General features: G+C 68.4%; 18 protein-coding genes and 1 riboswitch. Of the genes, 3 read left to right on the forward strand and 15 right to left on the reverse strand.

Translation table 11 applies throughout. The features are described from left to right. The first annotated feature begins 1 nt into the window (after window position 1). A complete protein-coding gene (locus UUA_RS08385; RefSeq protein ID WP_008435910.1) occupies window positions 2-2,119 on the forward strand; it encodes an oxidoreductase in 2,118 nt (705 codons plus the stop codon). 137 nt (window positions 2,120-2,256) lie between these two features. Here UUA_RS08385 and UUA_RS08390 read toward each other — a convergent pair whose 3' ends face one another. The 3 genes from UUA_RS08390 to UUA_RS08400 form a co-directional block, all read right to left on the reverse strand. Then, the gene (locus tag UUA_RS08390; RefSeq protein WP_238533007.1) at window positions 2,257-2,751 is read right to left on the reverse strand and encodes a hypothetical protein; all 495 of its coding nucleotides are present in this window, start codon (window positions 2,749-2,751) and stop codon (window positions 2,257-2,259) included. Between the two features lie 170 nt (window positions 2,752-2,921). After that, window positions 2,922-3,122 (reverse strand): hemin uptake protein HemP, encoded by a 201-nt coding sequence (hemP, locus tag UUA_RS08395; protein WP_027493782.1) that lies wholly within the window; start codon window positions 3,120-3,122, stop codon window positions 2,922-2,924. 70 nt (window positions 3,123-3,192) lie between these two features. Continuing rightward, entirely contained in the window at window positions 3,193-4,167 is a 975-nt protein-coding gene (locus UUA_RS08400; protein ID WP_008435913.1) for a potassium channel beta subunit family protein, read from the reverse strand. 100 nt (window positions 4,168-4,267) lie between these two features. Between UUA_RS08400 and ahr the strand changes: the two genes are divergently transcribed. Then, window positions 4,268-5,284: an NADPH-dependent aldehyde reductase Ahr gene (gene ahr, locus UUA_RS08405; protein WP_008435914.1), complete on the forward strand. Its 1,017-nt coding sequence runs from the start codon at window positions 4,268-4,270 to the stop codon at window positions 5,282-5,284. Between the two features lie 79 nt (window positions 5,285-5,363). On the opposite strand, the gene UUA_RS08410 is transcribed toward ahr, so the two are convergent. The 11 genes from UUA_RS08410 to glyA all read right to left on the reverse strand — a co-directional run bounded on the left by UUA_RS08410 (window position 5,364) and on the right by glyA (window position 14,928). Next, window positions 5,364-5,888, reverse strand: a complete 525-nt coding sequence (locus UUA_RS08410) for a phosphatidylglycerophosphatase A family protein (protein WP_008435915.1) — start codon at window positions 5,886-5,888, stop codon at window positions 5,364-5,366. Next, the gene (gene thiL, locus UUA_RS08415) at window positions 5,885-6,853 is read right to left on the reverse strand and encodes a thiamine-phosphate kinase (RefSeq protein ID WP_008435917.1); all 969 of its coding nucleotides are present in this window, start codon (window positions 6,851-6,853) and stop codon (window positions 5,885-5,887) included. The genes UUA_RS08410 and thiL overlap by 4 nt, the downstream gene beginning before the upstream one ends. 20 nt (window positions 6,854-6,873) lie before the next feature. Next, a complete protein-coding gene (locus UUA_RS08420; protein ID WP_008435922.1) occupies window positions 6,874-7,410 on the reverse strand; it encodes a GNAT family N-acetyltransferase in 537 nt (178 codons plus the stop codon). Beyond that, window positions 7,410-7,856, reverse strand: coding sequence for a transcription antitermination factor NusB (nusB, locus tag UUA_RS08425; protein ID WP_008435924.1), 447 nt, complete (start codon window positions 7,854-7,856; stop codon window positions 7,410-7,412). The genes UUA_RS08420 and nusB overlap by 1 nt, the downstream gene beginning before the upstream one ends. Further along, window positions 7,856-8,317: a 6,7-dimethyl-8-ribityllumazine synthase gene (gene ribH / locus UUA_RS08430; protein WP_008435925.1), complete on the reverse strand. Its 462-nt coding sequence runs from the start codon at window positions 8,315-8,317 to the stop codon at window positions 7,856-7,858. Before ribH ends, nusB begins: the two co-directional genes overlap by 1 nt. A 114-nt stretch (window positions 8,318-8,431) precedes the next feature. After that, window positions 8,432-9,376: a muramoyltetrapeptide carboxypeptidase gene (gene ldcA / locus UUA_RS08435; RefSeq protein WP_008435926.1), complete on the reverse strand. Its 945-nt coding sequence runs from the start codon at window positions 9,374-9,376 to the stop codon at window positions 8,432-8,434. A 194-nt stretch (window positions 9,377-9,570) separates the two neighbouring features. After that, on the reverse strand, window positions 9,571-10,662 hold the full coding sequence (gene ribBA / locus UUA_RS08440; RefSeq protein WP_008435928.1) for a bifunctional 3,4-dihydroxy-2-butanone-4-phosphate synthase/GTP cyclohydrolase II: 1,092 nt from the start codon (window positions 10,660-10,662) through the stop codon (window positions 9,571-9,573). Between the two features lie 143 nt (window positions 10,663-10,805). Next, window positions 10,806-11,447, reverse strand: a complete 642-nt coding sequence (locus tag UUA_RS08445; protein ID WP_008435929.1) for a riboflavin synthase — start codon at window positions 11,445-11,447, stop codon at window positions 10,806-10,808. A 128-nt stretch (window positions 11,448-11,575) separates the two neighbouring features. Beyond that, window positions 11,576-11,758, reverse strand: a riboswitch (FMN riboswitch). 117 nt (window positions 11,759-11,875) lie between these two features. After that, complete coding sequence (ribD, locus tag UUA_RS08450) at window positions 11,876-12,937, reverse strand: bifunctional diaminohydroxyphosphoribosylaminopyrimidine deaminase/5-amino-6-(5-phosphoribosylamino)uracil reductase RibD (RefSeq protein WP_008435930.1); 1,062 nt, start codon at window positions 12,935-12,937, stop codon at window positions 11,876-11,878. Between the two features lie 121 nt (window positions 12,938-13,058). Continuing rightward, window positions 13,059-13,568, reverse strand: coding sequence for a transcriptional regulator NrdR (gene nrdR, locus UUA_RS08455; RefSeq protein WP_008435931.1), 510 nt, complete (start codon window positions 13,566-13,568; stop codon window positions 13,059-13,061). A gap of 106 nt (window positions 13,569-13,674) precedes the next feature. After that, window positions 13,675-14,928: a serine hydroxymethyltransferase gene (glyA, locus tag UUA_RS08460; RefSeq protein WP_008435932.1), complete on the reverse strand. Its 1,254-nt coding sequence runs from the start codon at window positions 14,926-14,928 to the stop codon at window positions 13,675-13,677. 190 nt (window positions 14,929-15,118) lie between these two features. On the opposite strand from glyA, the gene ettA reads away from it, so the two are divergent. Continuing rightward, window positions 15,119-16,786 (forward strand): energy-dependent translational throttle protein EttA, encoded by a 1,668-nt coding sequence (gene ettA / locus UUA_RS08465; RefSeq protein ID WP_008435933.1) that lies wholly within the window; start codon window positions 15,119-15,121, stop codon window positions 16,784-16,786. 35 nt (window positions 16,787-16,821) lie between these two features. Here ettA and UUA_RS08470 read toward each other — a convergent pair whose 3' ends face one another. After that, on the reverse strand, window positions 16,822-18,363 hold the full coding sequence (locus UUA_RS08470) for a hypothetical protein (protein WP_008435934.1): 1,542 nt from the start codon (window positions 18,361-18,363) through the stop codon (window positions 16,822-16,824). Between the last annotated feature and the right edge of the window lie 119 nt (window positions 18,364-18,482).

Raw genomic sequence — 18,482 nt, forward strand, 5'->3', positions numbered from 1 at the left:
GATGAGAGATCCGCGCCACGATATTCTGTTCGAACCGGTGAAGATCGGCCCGGTCACCGCGAAGAACCGCTTCTTCCAGGTGCCGCACTGCAACGGCATGGGCCACGCGATGCCGCTGGCGCATGCGGCGATGCGCGAGACCAAGGCCGAGGGCGGCTGGGCGGTGGTCTCCACCGAGGAATGCGAGATCCACCCCAGCGGCGACCTCACACCCTACGTCGAGGCGCGGCTGTGGGACGACCGCGACATCCCCGCGCTGGCGCTGATGTGCGACAAGGTGCACGCGCACGGCGCGCTGGCCGCGCTGGAGCTGTCGCACAACGGCCCCACCGCGTCGAACCTGTATTCGCGCGAGGTGCTGATCGCCCCGTCGCCGCAGCCCACCAAGTACGGTTATCCGCACCAGGCGCGCGCGATGACCCTGCACGATATCCGCGAGTACCGGCGCTGGCACCGCGAGGCGGCGATCCGCGGCAAGCGCGCCGGCATGGACATCATCTACGTCTACGCGGCGCATGACCTGTCGCTGGCGATGCATTTCCTGCAGCGCCGGCGCAACCAGCGCAGCGACGAATACGGCGGCTCGCTGGAGAACCGCGTGCGGCTGCTGCGCGAGGTACTGCAGGATACGAAGGATGCGGTGGGCGATACCTGCGCGGTGGCGCTGCGCTTCGCCGTCGAGGAAGGGCTGGGCTCCGGCGGCGTGGAGCTGGCCGAGGCACAGGAGATCGTGGGCATGCTGGCCGAGCTGCCCGACCTGTGGGACGTGAACCTCGCCGCCTGGTACAACGACTCGGTGCCCTCGCGCTTCGCCGCCGAGGGCGCACAGGAACCGTTCATCGCGTTCGTCAAGAAGACCACCAGCAAGCCGGTGGTGGGCGTGGGCCGCTTCACCTCGCCGGACACCATGGTGTCGCAGCTCAAACGCGGCATGCTGGACCTGATCGGCTGCGCGCGGCCGTCGATCGCCGACCCGTTCCTGCCGAAGAAGATCGAGGAAGGACGCGCCGACGACATTCGCGAGTGCATCGGCTGCAACGTCTGCGTCTCCGGCGACATGACCATCTCGCCGATCCGCTGCACGCAGAACCCCACCATGGGCGAGGAATGGCGCAAGCGCTGGCACCCGGAACGCATCGCACCGAAACGCAGCGCTGCGCGCGTGCTGGTGGTGGGCGCCGGCCCGGCCGGGCTGGAAGCGGCCCGCGCGCTGGGCCAGCGCGGTTACGAGGTGAGCCTGGCCGAGGCGCGCAGGGAACTGGGTGGCCGCGTCGCTCGCGAATCGCGCCTGCCCGGCCTGGCCGAGTGGGCGCGCGTGCGCGACTGGCGCATCGGCCAGATCCGCAAGCTGGCTAACGTGGCCGTCTATCTCGACTCGGCCTTGACCGCGCAGGACGTGCTTGACTTCGGCGCCGAACACGTGGTGCTGGCCACCGGCTGCCGCTGGCGCCACGACGGCTGCGGGCGCAGCCACGGCTTCGCCATCCCCGGCCTCGCGGAGAACCCGCGCGTGTTCACCGTGGACGACCTGATGGACGGCCGCCTGCCGGAGGGCAAGGTAGTGGTGTACGACGACGACGGCTACTACCACGCCAGCGTTGCCGCCGAACTGCTGCGCCTTCGTGGCTGCGAGGTAATCCACCTCACACCCGAGGACAGCCTCGCGCCGTGGACGTTGAACACCCTGGATTACCGCCATGTGCGCAAGCGCATGGCCGAACTCGGCATCGAGGCGCTGGTCTCGCACGAGGTCACGGGCTACGCCGGCAGCGCGCTCACCGTCGAGGACGTGTGGACCCATCGCCAGCGCGAACTGGCGTGCGACGCGGTGGTCACCGTCACCGCCCGCCTGCCCGACGACGCGCTGTACCAGGAACTCTGCCGCCGCGAAGCCGAGTGGATGGATGCCGGCGTCAGCAGCCTGCGCTGCATCGGCGACGCCGAGGCGCCAGGACTGATCGCCCACGCGGTCTACGCCGGCCACCGCTACGCACGCGAACTGGAGGAGCCGGCCGATGGCGAGGTCGCGTTCAGGCGGCATTTCCACAGCGCGGATGCCGACGACCTGCGTCGCCCGCACGGACAACCGCCCGGCCGCCGTTCCCAAGAGACGCTCTGATCAAGTCTTTGCCCGTCATTCCAGCTAAAGCTGGAATCCAGTGCCTTTAACCGTTGCCGAGGCACTGGATCCCGGCTTGACCAGCCTGCGGCTGTTGAAAAGCGCCTCGCCGGGATGACGGCTTGTTCAGGCCTTTCCTAGCGGAACTGTCGGTCGCCCTGCCCGGCGTGCGCGCGAGCGATCCGTGCGGCCAATTGCCGGCTCAGCGGCGACAGCCGGGTGACCGCCTCGCCGCACAGCAGGTCGAAGCCGGCCAGCCGGCGCCGGCGAAAGCGCAGCAGGCAGGCGTCGAGCACCCGCACATGTGGCGCCGGCGCCGGCGCCGTCGCGGGCAGCGGCTCGCCGCTCGCCAGCAGGCGGTCCCAGCCCAGGTAGTCGGTATCCGGCAGCAGGTGCAGGCGCACGCAAGGGCGGCCGTCGCGGTCGATGCCGTCGATCCATTCGCGCGGCCCGTCCGGCGCGACCTCGCAGACCGCCGACAGCCAGTGCACGCGCAGCAGCGGCGCCAGCCTGGGCGTCTCCACCAGCACGCCGTCCGGCTGCTGCGGCAAGCCCGCGCCGCTCTCGGCCAACGGCATGTACAGCACGCTGCCGAGCGCCGGCAGCGAGACGGCCAGGGCGGCGGGCGTCATGCGCAGCCGGCGCCGGCAGACGTCCGCGTCGGTTGCCCGCGGGCATCCCTCCAGCAGTTGCCGCCACCACGGACTGAACATCGCCTGCCTCCAGCGACACGAAGAGGGCCACCGGCCCGACGAAGGCGCGCGGGCCATCGCCCGCCACGCCAGAAGAACCAGCGTCGCCGCTACTTGGTCAGGATCAGCTTGTCGTTGCGGGTCAGCCGCAGGTGGTACTCGCTGCCCTGATGCTCGATTACCAGCTCGCGCTTACCTTCCAGCAACGCCTGGCTGGAAATGCGCCGGGCCACTGCCGAAGACGGGGTTGATGGTACCGGCCGCAGAATCGGGCGCGACGACGGCGGTTGGCACAAGGACAGGACGGGCATCGGGAGATCCGGCAGCGGCGGAGACGTTTTCGATGATAATGATTCTCATTTGTCTGTCAACCACCTTCCCTCAGGCTGTCTCGACGGCCTGCCGGATCCGCTGCGCCACCGCCGCGTCCAGTCGCGGCAGCAGTTCCAGCGCGTCCAGGTTCTGCTCCAGCTGCTCGCGCTTGCTGGCGCCCAGCATCACCGTGGAGACGTGCGGATTGAGCAGGCACCAGGCAATCGCCAGCTGCGCCAGGCTGCTGCCCAGCTCGGCTGCGATCGGCTGCAAGGCGCGCACCTTGCCCAGGCGCTCGTCGCCATGGCCCAGCACGCTCTCGCGCAGCCACTCGTAGCCGGGCTGGGCCAGCCGCGAATCAGCCGGCACGCCGCCGTTGTACTTGCCGCTGAGCAGGCCGGAGGCCAGCGGCGACCAGATCGTGGTGCCCATGCCGTAGGCCTCGTACAGCGGCGCGTACTCCACTTCGACCCGCTCGCGGTGCAGCAGGTTGTACTGCGGCTGCTCCGTCACCGGCGCGTAGAGATGGTTCTCGCGGGCCACCTTGTGTGCCTCATGGATCGCCTCGGCCGGCCATTCGCTGGTGCCCCAGTACAGCACCTTGCCCTGGCGGATCAGCGTGTCCATCGCTGCCACGGTCTCGGCGATCGGCGTGTCCGGATCGGGGCGATGGCAGAAATACAGGTCGAGGTAATCCACGCGCAGGCGCTGCAGCGCCTGGTGGCAGGCTTCCATCACGTGCTTGCGCGACAGCCCGCGCTGGGTCGGCAGCGGCTTGTCGACCGCACCGAAGAACACCTTGCTGGAGACGCACCAGCTGTCGCGCGGGAAGCGCAGGTCGGCCAGCACGTCGCCCATCACCTGCTCGGCCACGCCGTTGTTGTAGGTCTCGGCGTTGTCGAAAAAATTCACCCCGCGCTCGTGCGCCAGCGCCAGCAGGTCGCGTGCCTGCGCGCGCCCCACCTGTCTGCCGAAGGTGACCCAGGCGCCGAACGACAGCGCGGAAAGTTGCAGGCCGGAGGTACCGAGGCGGCGGTAAAGCATGGGGATGCTCCTGTGACGGGAAAGATCTCCAGCATGTCCAATCCACGCGCGCCGCACAACGGCGTAACCTTGGAGCTTTCTCTCATCGAAGGAGTCCGCCATGTCCTCGATCACGGGCTGGGCCGCCAGCGCGGCCGGCCAGCCGCTGAAACTGGCCACGTTCGACGTGGGCGAGCTGGGCGCCGAGGAAGTCGAGGTGGCCGTCGACTACTGCGGCATCTGCCACTCCGACCTGTCGATGATCAACAACGAGTGGGGCAATGCGCGCTACCCGTTCATTCCCGGGCACGAAGTGGTCGGCCGCGTCACCGCGCTGGGCGCGCAGGCGAAAGGTTTGTCGGTCGGTCAGCGCGTGGGCATCGGCTGGACTGCGGAAAGCTGCATGCATTGCCGCCAGTGCCTGTCCGGCGACCAGAACCTGTGCGCGCAGGCGGTGGCGACCATCGGCGGCCACCACGGCGGCTTCGCCGACAAGCTGCGCGCGCACTGGGCGTGGACGATCCCGCTGCCCGAAGGCATTGACCTGGCCAGCGCCGGCCCGCTGCTGTGCGGCGGCATCACCGTGCTGAAGCCGTTCCTGGCCTACGACATCAAGCCGACCGCGCGGGTCGGCGTGGTCGGTATCGGCGGCCTCGGCCACCTGGCGGTGAAGTTCGCCGCCGCGTGGGGCTGCGAGGTCACCGCGTTCACCTCCACCCTGGCCAAGGCCGACGAGGCGCGCAGCTTCGGCGCGCATCACGTGGTCGCCAGCCGCGACAGCGCCGCGATCAAGGCGATCGCCGGCTCGCTCGACCTGCTGCTGGTCACCGTCAACGTGGCGATGGACTGGAACGCGCTGCTCGGCACGCTCGCCCCGAAGGGCCGCATGCACGTGGTCGGCGCGGTGCTGGAGCCGATCCCGGTACCGGCGTTCAGCTTGATTGCCAAGCAGCGCGAGGTCTCGGGCTCACCCACCGGCTCGCCGGTCGACATCGCCCGCATGCTGGACTTCGCCGCCCGTCACGACATCCGCCCGCAGGTGGAGATGTTCCCGCTGGCGCAGGTCAACGAAGCACTGCAGCACCTCGCCGACGGCAAGGCGCGCTATCGCGTGGTGCTGGAAGCCCCGACGACGTAGGGCGGGCACCGCCCGCCGCTTTCGCATCGGAGCGTGCCCAAGGACCAGGCAGCCAGAAAGCCGGCGGGCGGTGCCCGCCCTACAACAGCGTGCGCAGCCCCAGCGCCAGCACGATGGCGGCGAAGACGCCGGCGACCACGTCGTCGATCATCACGCCCATGCCGCCCTTCACGCGCCGGTCCAGCCAGCGGATCGGCCACGGCTTCCACACGTCGAACAGGCGGAACAGCACGAAGCCGGCAAGCAACATCCACCACGCGAATCCACTGGCCGGCAGCAGTGCCGAAACCAGCAGCGGCAGCAGCGCGATCCACTGGCCGATGAATTCGTCCCATACCAGGCTGCGGTGGTCGTCGACACCGAGGGCACGGCTGGCCACGTTGCAGGCCCACACGCCGACGGCAAAACCGGCCAGCAGTACGACCAGATAGATCGGCAACGGCAATTCGCGCAGCAGCAACCACGGCAGCAGCGCGGCCAATGAACCGAACGTACCCTGCGCCACCGGCGCCAGGCCCGAGCCGAAGCCGCAGGCCAGCCAGCCGGCCGGCGTGGCCAGCAGTGCGCGCCGCTGGTCCGCGCTGAGGTTCTTCTTTGCGCTCACGCGAAGTGCTCCCAGCCCGGACGGTCCGTGGCCAGCCATGCGCCGTCGGCGGCGCGCACGCGCACGCCTTCACCTTCCACGATGCGGCCGATCTTCGTGGCGCCGCAGCCGAGCCGGGCCAGGCCGGCCTGCAGCTCGGCTACGCGGGAAGCCGGCACGGTGAAGCACAATTCGTAGTCGTCGCCGCCGCTCAGGGCGAAATGCAGCGCCGTGGTTTCGTCGTACAGCTCCAGCAGCGCCGAGGAACGCGGCAACCACGCGGCCTCGATCTCCGCCGCGACGCCGCTGGCGGTGCAGATGTGGCCGAGATCGGCGAGCAGGCCGTCGGAGACGTCGACGCAGGCCGTAGCCTGCCCGCGCAGGGCGATGCCGGTGGCGAGTCGCGGCGTCGGCCGGTTCAGCCGCTCGATCAGGAAACCGCGCAGCCCGGCGCGGCCATCGTCTTCGCGCGGCAGTTGCTGCACGGCATGCAAGCCGGCGGCCGCGTCGCCCAGCGTGCCGGTGACCAGCACCGCGTCGCCAACCCGTGCGCCGGCGCGGGTCAGCGCCTGGCCCGGCGGCACGAAACCGTGCGCGGCCACGCTGATCGTCAGCGGACCGCGGGTGGTGTCACCGCCGACCAGGGCCAGCCGGTGCGGCCGCGCCAGCTGCGCGAAGCCTTCGGCAAAACCTTCGACGAAGGCCGCGTCTGCGCCGGGCAAGGTCAGCGCCAGCAGCGCCCAGGCCGGGCTTGCGCCCATCGCAGCGAGGTCGGACAAATTCACCGCCAGCGCCTTCCAGCCGAGATTGGCCGGCGCGGTGCCGAGCGGGAAATGCACGCCCTCGACCAGGGTGTCGATCGCCACCGCCAGTTCCTTCCCGGGCGGCACCGCCAGCACCGCGGCGTCGTCGCCGATGCCCACGCGCACGTCGTCGCGCGCTTGCGCGGTATGCCGGCGGATCAGTTCGATCAGGTCGAATTCCATCGGGGAAGCCCCTGCCAAGGTCAGCGGCTGAACACGAGGGTGGGACTGTCGTGATAGGTCGACGACTGCCACAGGCGGAAACCGGCCTTCTCCGCCACGTGGATCGATGGCCGGTTGGCGGGATCGATGATGCAGACCGCGCGCAAGTCCGGCCGATGCTGCGCGGCCCAGTCGATCGCGGCGGCCACGGCTTCGCTCGCATAGCCCTTGCCATGCGCGTGCGGCGCCAACACCCAGCCGAACTCCAGCATGCCGTCCAGCGACGGCTGCAGGTCGCGCCGGAAGTCGGCGAACCCGACGTCGCCGATATAGCGGCCGGTGGACTTCTCTTCGACGGCCCAGTAGCCGTAGCCCAGCACGCTCCACAGGCCCGCGAACTGCAGGAAGCGGCGCCAGATTTCCTCGCCGGTCAAGGGCCGGCCGCCGAGGAACCGGGTCACTTCGGGATCGGACAAGATCGCGACGCGCTCGGCGTGGTCATCGGCGCGGTGCGCCCGCAACCGAAGGCGCCCGGTGTCGAGGACGGGAACGGGGGGCGGCCGCTCCGCGCCGCCCATCAGCCGCGCTTCTCGACCGCGCGCAGTTCGCCGGCCAGCTTGTCCAGCACGCCGTTGACGTAGCTGTGGCCGTGGTCGGCGCCGAAGCGCTTGGTGACCTCGATCGCCTCGTTGATCACCACGCGATACGGCACGTCGGGGCGGAACTTCAGCTCGTAGGCGGCCAGCCGCAGCGCGGCGCGTTCGATCGGGTCGATCTGCGCCACCTCGCGATCGAGGTGCGGGCGCAGGCTGGCGTCCAGTGCGTCGACGTTTTTCTCCACGCCGTGCAGCAGGTCTTCGAAGTAGTCGAGGTCGGCCACTTCCATGTCCTGCTCGTGGCGGAACTGCTCGATCACCGCGTTCATGTGGCTGCCGGAGAGCTGCCACGCATACAACGCCTGCAAGGCGCGGCGACGGGCACGCGAACGCGCCTGCATGTCGATTCCCTGCGCGTGCTGGCTCATCACAACTTTCCGTACAGGTTGACCATTTCCAGCGCGGCCATCGCAGCATCGGCGCCCTTGTTGCCAGCCTTGGTGCCCGCGCGCTCGATCGCCTGCTCGATGCTGTCGGTGGTCAACACGCCGAACGCCACCGGCACGCCGGAATCGAGCGCGGCCCTGGCCAGGCCCTTGGCGCATTCGCCGGCGACGAAGTCGAAGTGCGGGGTGGCGCCGCGGATCACCGCGCCCAGCGCGATCACCGCGGCGTACTTGCCGGAGCTGGCCAGCTTGTGCGCCGCCAGCGCGATCTCCCACGCGCCCGGCACGCGCACCAGCTCGATCGCGTCGTCCTTCACGCCGTGACGCAGCAACGCATCGCGCGCGCCGGCCACCAGGGGTTCCACGACGAAGCCGTTGAAACGGCCGGCGACGATGGCGAAGCGGCCTTTCGGGGTGGCGAAATCGCCTTCGATGGTCTTCATTGCGGTTTCCTTGGGTGGACGCGCGGCCCATGCAGAGCGGGCATTTTACGGGTTTGGCAGTGATCCTGCCCGCCTGCCTCCCTCCCCTGCCTTGCATGGGGATGAGTCAAGGCGTCACGGCTGAGGCGGCAAATGCGGATAGCCGCCGAAATCGAGCCGTGCCTTGCCGCCCGAAACTCGCAGCCGCGCCGGCACACCGAACGGCAGTGTGCACTTGTCCGGCTCGTGGCCGATCGGCAGGCCGCCGAGCACCGGCAGGCCACTCGCCCGGTGGATCTGCGCGAAGCTGTCAGCCAGGTCATAGCCGTTGTCGTAGCTGCTGGGGCGGCACTGGCTGAAATGGCCTAGCAGCAGCGCGCGCTGGCGCCCCAGCACGCCGGACAGGTGCAGCTGGTACAGCATCCGCTCGATCCGGAATGGCGGCTCGCCGACGTCCTCGACGAACAGGATGCCGCCGTCGATGCCGCGGCCGTCGACGCCCGGGAAATACGGCGTGCCGACCAGGCTGCACAGCACGGCCAGGTTGCCGCCCCACAGCGGCCCCTCGACGTCCAGCTCGGCGTCGGGCGCAGTGACCCACTCGACTTGTGCCGAAGGGGAGCGCACGGTGTTCCAGAAGTACCGCCAGGTGAATTCACTGAGCGTTTCGGCGCCGAAGTCGGCGCCCAGCATCGGGCCGCTGAACGTGCACAGGCCGCTCTTCGCGTGCAGCGCCAGCTGCAGCGCGGTGAAGTCGCTGTGGCCGACCAGTACGGTGCTGATGCCGCCGAGGCGTTCGCGCAGGGCGTCGTAATGCAGCTCGGTCAGCAGGCGCGTGGCGCCGTAGCCACCGCGGATCGCCAGCGCGATGTCCGGCAAGGCGTCCGCCGTAGCCAGCGCGTTGAGGTCGTCGGCCCGCTCGGCGTCGCTGCCGGCATAGCGCTGCTCGCTGCGCTCGAGCACTTCCAGCCCGCTCAATACGCAACCGGCCTCGCGCAGCCGCGCCACGCCACGCGACATCGCGGCGCGATCATGCGGGTAACCGGAAGGGGCGATCAGGCGGATGCGGGTTTCGGACATGGGCTTGGCCGCTGCAAGAAAGCTCGATTATGCGGTGGCGGCGCGGGCACCGCATGGCAGGACGATGGCCGAGGGATGCGAACTCGCCGTTGTAGGAGCCCGCTGGCGGGCGATGCTCTTGTTCTGATGCTCGGGTCAGAGATTCAAGACAAGAGCATCGCCCGCCAGCGGGCTCCTACAACGGCAGGAATGGGTCACACGTATTCGACGACTTCGAGGCCGAAACCGCCCAGGCCGACCATCTTGCGCGGCGTGCCGAGCACGCGCAGGCGGTGCACGCCGAGGTCGGCCAGGATCTGCGCGCCGAGGCCGAGCTGGCGCCACTCCTGCTGCTGCGCCTCTTCCGGCGCCTGGGTGCCGGGCTGGCGGCTGAGCCGGGCCAGCAGCGCCTCCGGGGTATCCTCGCCGGACAGCACCAGCAGCACGCCGCGATCCTCGTCGGCGATTCGACGCAGCGCCGCGGTGACGGTAAGGCCGAGGTCCTCGCGCTTCAGGTGCAGCACGTCGGACAAGGTGTTGCGCACGTGCACGCGGGTCAGCACCGGCGCGCCGTCGTTGACCCTGCCGCGCACCAGCGCGTAATGCAGGCCGCGGCGAATCGCGTCGCGGTAAGCCACCAGCCGGAACGGGCCGAACTCGGTGTCCACGTCTTCCTCGTGCACGCGCTGCACGGTCTTCTCGGTTTCCAGGCGATAACGGATCAGGTCGGCGATGCTGCCGATCTTGAGGCCGTGCTTCGCCGCGAAGATCTCCAGCTCCGGCCGGCGCGCCATCGAGCCGTCCTCGTGCAGGATCTCGATCAGCACCGCCGAAGGTTCCAGCCCGGCCAGCGCGGCCAGGTCGCAACCGGCTTCGGTGTGCCCGGCGCGGGTCAGCACGCCGCCCGGCTGTGCGGTGAGCGGGAAGATGTGGCCCGGCTGCGACAGGTCCTGCGGCCTCGCGTCCGATTTCACCGCGACCTGGATCGTACGCGCACGGTCGTGCGCCGAGATGCCGGTGGTGACACCCTCGGCCGCCTCGATCGAGACGGTGAAGTTGGTGTGGTAGGCCGAGGTGTTGTCGCTGACCATCGGGCGCAGACCGAGCTGGCGCGTGCGCTGCTCGGTCAGCGTGAGGCACAGCAGGCCGCGCGCCTCGCGCACCATGAAGTTCACGTCCTCGGGCCGCACCATCTGCGCGGCCATGATCAGGTCGCCTTCGTTCTCGCGGTCCTCGTCGTCGAGGATCACCACCATGCGGCCGGCGCGGATGTCTTCGAGGATTTCGGGAATGGTGTTGAAAGCCATAGTTGTATCCGTGTGATGGTTCCCTTCTCCCGGTGGGAGAAGGTGCCCCGAAGGGGCGGATGAGGGTACGGGCGGAGCGAGGCATCACGGCTTCGCACGCACCCTCACCCCAACCCCCCTCCCGACGGGAGAGGGGCTTGCTGTCAGGCAAAGCCGTGCTGCTTCAGGAACGCCTCGTCCAGCTTTGGCGTCTCGCCCCGCGACAACAGCCGCTCGATGTAGCGCGCCACCACGTCCACCTCGATGTTCACCGCGTCACCGACGCGACGCGCGTGGAACGCGGTGTGCTCGACCGTGTGCGGGATCAGGTTGATGCCGAAGCGGTTGCCGGCCACCTCGTTGACGGTGAGGCTGGTGCCGTCGATGCACACCGAACCCTTCGCCGCGATGTAGCGCGCCAGGTTGGCAGGCACCTCGAAGGTCCAGCGCTGCGAACGGCCATCCGGCGTGATCGAGACCACCTTGCCCAGGCCGTCGACATGGCCGGAGACCAGATGGCCGCCGAGCCGGTCAGCCAGGCGCAGCGCCTTTTCCAGGTTCACCGGGTCGCCGGCTTTCAGCTGGCCCAGCGACGTCAGCGACAAGGTCTCGTTGGAGACGTCGGCGCTGAAGCCATGCGGCTCCAGCGCGATCGCGGTGAGGCATACGCCGGAGACGGCGATCGAGTCGCCCAGCTGCGTGTCGGCAAGGTCGAGGCCGGCGGTATCGACGTGCAGCCGCACGTCACCGCCGCGCGGTTCGAGGCGCGCCACGCGGCCCACGGACTGGATGATGCCGGTGAACATCAGCGCAGCTCCGGCGGGAGGGCGATGGACCGCATGGATGCGATGGCTTTCATGAAACGTATCCCGCATGTTGTGAGCGAGTACGCCTCAAGGCATGAGGCCGGGCACGCGCCGCGAGGCGCCCGCCTTGCCGTCTTCTCTTTATCCGGACTGTAAGGAAGCAGTCGCCCGCTTCCAACCGTCGGCTCCGGCATCGGACCGGATCTGCTGACCTCACGGCGGTCGCCGTGAGCGCTCGCGGGCTCGCCCCTAAACCGTAAAAACCGGGGCCTACCGCCGGTGGGGAATTTCACCCCGCCCTGAAGACGCTAGGTAATGTCTGCCGACATCGCCGGCTGGCGAAGTCTAGCACCGTCGCCACGCCGGCTCGCGTGCCGCCATGGCGAATGCAGCGTTCGCCGGGGCGCACGGCCATACGGCTAAAGGGGTCACGCCGGGCGCAGCTGCAGCCGCCAGTCGGCGCCGAGCATGCGCTGGTCGACCATCCGCAGCTGCCAGCACCGCGCCATCTCGCCGAGCGGGGGTAACCGCAACAGCGGGCGCGCGCTGTCGCCCAGCAGCAGCGGCGCGACGTAGAGCAGCAGTTCGTCGACCAGGCCGGCGGCGAACAGCGCACCGCACAGGGTGGGCCCGGCCTCCACGTGGACCTCGTTGCAGCCGCGCCCGGCCAGCAGGGCCAGCACGGCGCGCAGGTCGAGCAGGTCCCCATGCATGGCCAGCGCCACCCGCTCGACCCGCGCGAAGCGGTCATCGTTGCAGGAGGCTGCCGCCCCATGCAGCAGCAGGGTGGGCGCCGAACCGTCCAGCACATGGCTGCCGGCCGGCGTGCGCAGCTGGCGGTCCAGTACGACGCGCAGCGGCAGCAGGAACTCCTTGTCGTCGGGCAGGCGCACGGTGAGCTGCGGGTCGTCGGCCAGCACCGTGCCGCTGCCGCTGAGGATGGCGCTGCTGCGCGCGCGCCAGCGCTGCACGTCGGCGCGCGCGGCCGCGCCGGTAATCCATTTCGATTCGCCGCTGGCCAGCGCGGTGCGGCCGTCCAGGCTCATCGCCAGCTTCACCCGTACGAACGGGCGGCCGCGCTCGATCCGGCTGAAGAAGCCGCAGTTCAGCTCGCGCGCGGCTTCGCGCATCAGGCCCCGCTCGACCGCGATGCCGGCGGCGCGCAGCTTGCCGATGCCGTGGCCGTTGACCTGCGGGAACGGGTCCTCGGCCGCAATCACCACCCGCCCGACGCCGGCGGCCACCAGCACATCGGCGCACGGTGGAGTGCGGCCGTGGTGCGCGCACGGCTCCAGCGTCACGTAAGCGGTGGCGCCGCGCGCCCGCTCACCCGCTTCGCGCAGCGCGAACACCTCGGCATGCGGCTCGCCGGCGCGTCGATGAAAGCCGGTGCCGACCACCTCATCGCCATGCGCGATCACGCAGCCCACGCGCGGGTTCGGCTGGGTGGTGTACAGGCCGTGCTCGGCCAGGCGCAGGGCATGCGCCATGTGGGTGTGATCAGGGCCGGAAAATGTCATACGTCAATTGTAGGAGCCCGCTGGCGGGCGATGCTCTTGGGGCCGGGATTCGGGATTCGTAACGACAAGAGCATTGGCCGCCAGCGGGTTCCTACGGTTTGCGCTTGCCGCCGCCTAGCAGGGGCAGCTGCAAATCGGACAATCCCGGCAGGTCGCGCTCGAGCTTCTCGATCTCCTCGCGGAACGCGTGCACGTCCTCGAACTTGCGGTAGACCGAGGCGAAGCGCACGTAGGCGACCTGGTCGAGGTTCTTCAGCTCGCGCATCACCAGTTCGCCGACCTGGCGCGACGGCACCTCGCGCTCGCTACTGCGGCGCAGGTCGTTGACGATGGCGCGTACCGCCGCGTCCACCGCGTCGCTGGCCACTGGGCGCTTCTGCAGCGCCCGCTCGAAACTCACCCGCAGCTTGCGTTCGTCGAACGCCTCGCGCCGCTCGCCGCTCTTCACGATCGCCGGCAGCTTCAACTCCGCCGTCTCGAACGTGTTGAAGCGCTCGCCGCACTGCTCGCACTCGCGCCGACGACGCACGCTGGCACCGTCCTCAGTGAGCCGTGAGTCGATCACGCGGGTGTCTTCGTGCTGGCAGAAGGGGCAGTGCATTCAGCGGCGGGATTCGGGACTCGGGGTTTGGGATTCGGAAAAGCGGGAAGCTCGCGAGACCGGGGCTCTTCCGGATCCCGAATCCCATCTCCCGAATCCTGGCAACTCAGCCATACACCGGGAACTTCTTGCACTGCGCCTCGACCTTGACGCGCACCGCGGCGATTACCGCCGCGTCGGTCGGCGCGTCCAGCACGTCACAGATCCAGCCGGCCAGTTCCACACAGTCCGCTTCCTTGTAGCCGCGGGTGGTGGCGGCGGGGGTGCCCACGCGCAGGCCGGAGGTGACGAACGGCTTCTGCGGGTCATTCGGCACGGCGTTCTTGTTGACCGTGATGTGCGCCTTGCCCAGCGCGGCCTCGGCGTCCTTGCCGGTGATCGGCTTGCCGATCATGTCGACCAGCATCAGGTGGTTCTCGGTGCCGCCGGAGACGATCTTGTAACCGCGTTCGATGAACGTCTTCGCCATCGCCTTGGCGTTCTTCACCACCTGCGTCTGGTATTCCTTGAACGCCGGCTCCAGCGCTTCCTTGAAGGCCACCGCCTTGGCCGCGATCACGTGCATCAGCGGGCCGCCCTGGATGCCGGGGAATACGATCGACTGGAGCTTCTTCTCGATCTCCTCGCCGGCGCCCTTGGCCACGATGAAACCGCCGCGTGGGCCACGCATGGTCTTGTGCGTGGTCGAGGTGACCACGTGCGCATGCGGCAGCGGGCTCGGATACACGCCGGCGGCGACCAGGCCGGCGACGTGCGCCATGTCGACGAAGAACAGCGCGCCGACCGAATCGGCGATCCGGCGCATGCGCGCCCAGTCGATGACCTGCGAGTAGGCGCTGAAGCCGCCGACCAGCATCTTCGGCTGGTGTTCGGTGGCCAGGCGCTGCAGCTCGTCATAGTCGATCAGGCCGTTCTCATCGACGCCGTACTGCACCGCGTGGAACAGCTTGCCGCTGATGTTGACCTTGGCGCCGTGGGTGAGATGCCCGCCGTGGGCGAGCGACATGCCCAGGATGGTGTCGCCCGGCTGCAGCAGCGCCAGATACACCGCCTGGTTCGCCTGCGAGCCGGAGTGCGGCTGCACGTTGGCGTAGTCGCAGTCGAACAGCTGCTTCAGCCGCTCGATCGCCAGCCGCTCGGCCACGTCCACGTACTCGCAGCCGCCGTAGTAGCGCTTGCCCGGGTAGCCCTCGGCGTACTTGTTGGTGAGCTTGGAGCCCTGCGCTTCCATCACCCGCGGGCTGGCGTAGTTCTCCGAGGCGATCAGCTCGACGTGGTCTTCCTGGCGCTGGCCCTCGTCCGCGATGGCCTTGGCCAGTTCGTCGTCATAACCGGCGATCGTGCAGTTCTTCGGAAACATTCTGGCCTCGGCAGGTGGGGGTGCGGGTTCAACCGGAAAGTGTAGCGCTGCCGCACGGTTGCGACCACCGCCCGGCCGAGCCACCGATCGGCCCCGGTAGCGGGCCGCAAACGCTATAATACGCGGTTTGACGAATTCCCTTTACCGTGGCCGCCTTGCCGACGGCGCGGTGCCCGCTTTCGGAGGTTGCATGAGCTCGCAGTACATCTACACCATGAACGGGGTCAGCAAGATCGTCCCGCCGAAGCGGCAGATCATCAAGGACATCTCGCTCAGCTTCTTCCCCGGCGCGAAGATCGGCCTGCTCGGCGTCAACGGCGCGGGCAAGTCCACCGTGCTGAAGATCATGGCCGGCGTGGATACCGACTTCCAGGGCGAGGCGCGCGCGCAGCCGGGCACCAAGATCGGCTACCTGGCGCAGGAGCCGGACCTGAATCCGGAGAAGACCGTGCGCGAGGTGGTGGAAGAAGGCGTGTCCGTGGTCCTCGATGCGCAGAAGCGGCTGGAGGAGGTCTACGCCGCCTACGCCGAGGACGGCGCGGATTTCGACAAGCTGGCCAAGGAACAGGAACAGCTGGAAAACCTGCTGGCCGCAAACGACGCGCACGCGCTGGAGCGCCAGCTGGAAGTGGCCGCCGACGCGCTGCGCCTGCCGCCGTGGGAAGCCAAGGTCGGCCCGTTGTCCGGCGGCGAGAAGCGCCGCGTGGCGCTGTGCCGCCTGCTGCTGTCCAAGCCGGACATGCTGCTGCTGGACGAACCGACCAACCACCTGGACGCCGAATCGGTGGACTGGCTGGAGCAGTTCCTGCACGACTACCCCGGCACCGTGGTGGCGGTCACCCATGACCGCTACTTCCTCGACAACGCCGCCGAGTGGATCCTCGAACTCGACCGCGGCCGCGGCATTCCGTGGAAGGGCAACTACACCGAGTGGCTGGAGCAGAAGGACGCCCGCCTGAAGCAGGAAGCGAACCAGGAGAAGTCGCGCCAGAAGGCGATCGCGAAGGAGCTGGAGTGGGTGCGTTCGGCCGCCAAGGGCCGCCAGTCCAAGGGCAAGGCCCGCCTGGCCCGCTTCGAGGAACTGAACTCGGTCGACTACCAGCGCCGCAACGAGACCAACGAGATCTTCATCCCGCCGGGCGAGCGCCTGGGCCAGGAGGTGATCGAGTTCAAGAACGTCACCAAGTCGTTCGGCGACCGCGTGCTGATCGAGGACCTGTCGTTCAAGGTGCCGCCGGGCGCCATCATCGGCGTGATCGGCCCGAACGGCGCCGGCAAGTCCACCCTGATGAAGATGATCATGGGCAAGGAGACGCCGGACTCGGGCGAGGTGAAGCTGGGCCACACCACCAAGCTGGCCTATGTCGACCAGTCGCGCGAGGCGCTCGACCCGAAGAACAACGTGTGGCAGGAAGTGTCCGGCGGCTCGGACATCCTCACCATCGGCAACTTCGAGATCCAGTCGCGCGCGTACATCGGTCGCTTCAACTTCAAGGGCACCGACCAGCAGAAGATCGTCGGCAGCCTGTCCGGCGGCGAGCGCGGCCGCCTGCACATGGCCAAGACCCTGCTGCAGGGCGGCAACGTGCTGCTGCTCGACGAACCGTCCAACGACCTCGACGTGGAAACCCTGCGCGCGCTGGAAGACGCCCTGCTGGAATTCCCCGGCTGCGCGATGGTGATCTCGCATGACCGCTGGTTCCTCGACCGCATCGCCACCCACATCATCGCGTTCGAAGGCGACTCGCACGTCGAGTTCTTCCCCGGCAACTACAACGAGTACGAGGCGGACAAGAAGCGTCGTCTCGGCGACGAGGGTGCGCGGCCGCACCGGGTGAAGTACAAGAAGCTGGCGTGATGCCTTGCCACGTATCGCTTTGGTAGAACGTGGACTCAAGCTTCAATGAAGGCGAGCGCGGCACTGCCGCGCGGAAGCCTCACCCAGCCGTAGCCGTCATCGACAGGGATGGTTTCTTCGTGCCGTGGCGACCAATTGCCCCATCCATCGACCTCACTGCCCGCTAGGCGCACGTCGTGCATTTCGGTTATCGAGGCCGCCTCCAACCGCCAGAGACGCAATCGCGACGCACGCCTGCCCGGTTCCAAGCGTACGACCGCGTCGCGATCGAGATCCTTGTTGAAAAGGGCGACCAGGCGACGCTCGCCTTTGTCGGCGGCGTATGCCGTAAGGTTGAGGCCTTCGGTAGACAGTTGGCTCTCGACGAAGCGAGCACCGCCAAACTGCTGGGCGAGCAACAGGCCGTAATACAAGGGTCGCGCGTACCAGCCCAGCCCCACATGGCCGGCGATGGGCGTGTAGTGTCCGCTGATCGTGTCCAACCACGCCTTCAGGTCGTCGCCTCGTAACTTCGCCAATGCGTTTTCGTCCGCGTCCAGTAGCGTTCTTGGCACCGGCCTCATATCGCAGTGGATGTTGATGCCGTGCGCACCTGCCTGCGCGCAGGCCAGGGCGAAATCACCGCCCCACAACGCCGAGGCGAAGGTATCGCTCACGCCAGGTTTGCCGCCCGCATACGAATTGACCTCGCTGAGCAGGAACGGCAGCTGTCTGGCGTCGGCCACCCGGATAATGGCCGCCACTTCGGTGGTAAACCCGGAGGCGCCTGACAGCAACTGGTTGATCGTGCTGGTCGGATCGAATGCCGCGCCGCGATAGTAGTGCCGCGACAAGGCTACGACGCCTTCCGCCTGGTCCGCGAACTTCAATACCCAATCGGAGCGTACTGCCGTGTCCGGCCCGGCGAGCGGCACCGCCACCCGTTGCCGGATTGCCTCGGCACTTGCCCGCCACAGAGCCATATAGTCATCAAAGCTGGACGTATGACCATCGGAGCGCCGGTAGCCATCAGGCTCGTTGCCGATCTGGATCGCCAACAGCTGATCCCCCACGGCCCGTTGCACTGCCGCGGCCAATTCAGCCGCCATCGCTGGCGGTGTGTGGAACAGACCCAGGCCGAAGATCAGCTTCCATCCCGTGGCCTTGAGGAACCCAGCGAGCTGCGCAAGTTGCGCGGGCGTTACCGTGTAGGAGTGCTCGATTGCCGGCAGCTGGCCCCGATATTCACTCCATAACGCAAAGTCACTGGTGATGCCGCCGATACGAAGCACACCAGCGGGGTTCAGTCGCCGCAGCAGTCCAACCAGCGCCTCATTGCTCGACGAAAAGAACCCAGGATCGCTCGACAAAAAGAACCCAGGACCGCCCAGTTGCCAGGTCTCGAAGCTGAGCCCGATCAGTTGTTGCGCAATGGGGCGCCCCTTGGCTGACGTGGCCAGCGTCAAAACGGCGTTGGCAGCGCTGTCGCCGATGACGCCAGCCCGCAGCGAAACCGGCGCCAGCGCACCCATCGCAGCCGCGCTACCCAGCACACCCAGGAAGCGGCGCCTGGATTGGGAAACCGGATCTTGGTTCATGTCCACACTCCTCGCCAGACCGCGGATGCAACCGTAATGCCGGCATCCTTATGAAGGCCTGAGGCATTTAAGGCCTGAGACGCTGGTTCAGCGTGAGGTTAGAATGGCGACCACTCCGA

The sequence above is a fragment of the Rhodanobacter thiooxydans LCS2 genome, assembly GCF_000264375.1.
GTDB classification, from domain to species: Bacteria; Pseudomonadota; Gammaproteobacteria; order Xanthomonadales; family Rhodanobacteraceae; genus Rhodanobacter; species Rhodanobacter thiooxydans.

Excerpts from the sequence above, each read along its gene's own strand:
- ahr (WP_008435914.1), top strand. The coding sequence starts at position 4,268 with ATGTCCTCGATCACGGGCTGGGCCGCCAGCGCGGCCGGCCAGCCGCTG.
- ribD (WP_008435930.1), bottom strand. The coding sequence starts at position 12,937 with ATGGCGCATGCCCTGCGCCTGGCCGAGCACGGCCTGTACACCACCCAG.
- glyA (WP_008435932.1), bottom strand. The coding sequence starts at position 14,928 with ATGTTTCCGAAGAACTGCACGATCGCCGGTTATGACGACGAACTGGCC.
- ettA (WP_008435933.1), top strand. The coding sequence starts at position 15,119 with ATGAGCTCGCAGTACATCTACACCATGAACGGGGTCAGCAAGATCGTC.
- hemP (WP_027493782.1), bottom strand. The coding sequence starts at position 3,122 with ATGCCCGTCCTGTCCTTGTGCCAACCGCCGTCGTCGCGCCCGATTCTG.
- nusB (WP_008435924.1), bottom strand. The coding sequence starts at position 7,856 with ATGAGCCAGCACGCGCAGGGAATCGACATGCAGGCGCGTTCGCGTGCC.
- UUA_RS08420 (WP_008435922.1), bottom strand. The coding sequence starts at position 7,410 with ATGGGCGGCGCGGAGCGGCCGCCCCCCGTTCCCGTCCTCGACACCGGG.
- thiL (WP_008435917.1), bottom strand. The coding sequence starts at position 6,853 with ATGGAATTCGACCTGATCGAACTGATCCGCCGGCATACCGCGCAAGCG.
- ldcA (WP_008435926.1), bottom strand. The coding sequence starts at position 9,376 with ATGTCCGAAACCCGCATCCGCCTGATCGCCCCTTCCGGTTACCCGCAT.
- ribBA (WP_008435928.1), bottom strand. The coding sequence starts at position 10,662 with ATGGCTTTCAACACCATTCCCGAAATCCTCGAAGACATCCGCGCCGGC.
- UUA_RS08385 (WP_008435910.1), top strand. The coding sequence starts at position 2 with ATGAGAGATCCGCGCCACGATATTCTGTTCGAACCGGTGAAGATCGGC.
- UUA_RS08470 (WP_008435934.1), bottom strand. The coding sequence starts at position 18,363 with ATGAACCAAGATCCGGTTTCCCAATCCAGGCGCCGCTTCCTGGGTGTG.
- ribH (WP_008435925.1), bottom strand. The coding sequence starts at position 8,317 with ATGAAGACCATCGAAGGCGATTTCGCCACCCCGAAAGGCCGCTTCGCC.
- nrdR (WP_008435931.1), bottom strand. The coding sequence starts at position 13,568 with ATGCACTGCCCCTTCTGCCAGCACGAAGACACCCGCGTGATCGACTCA.
- UUA_RS08445 (WP_008435929.1), bottom strand. The coding sequence starts at position 11,447 with ATGTTCACCGGCATCATCCAGTCCGTGGGCCGCGTGGCGCGCCTCGAA.
- UUA_RS08400 (WP_008435913.1), bottom strand. The coding sequence starts at position 4,167 with ATGCTTTACCGCCGCCTCGGTACCTCCGGCCTGCAACTTTCCGCGCTG.
- UUA_RS08390 (WP_238533007.1), bottom strand. The coding sequence starts at position 2,751 with ATGACGCCCGCCGCCCTGGCCGTCTCGCTGCCGGCGCTCGGCAGCGTG.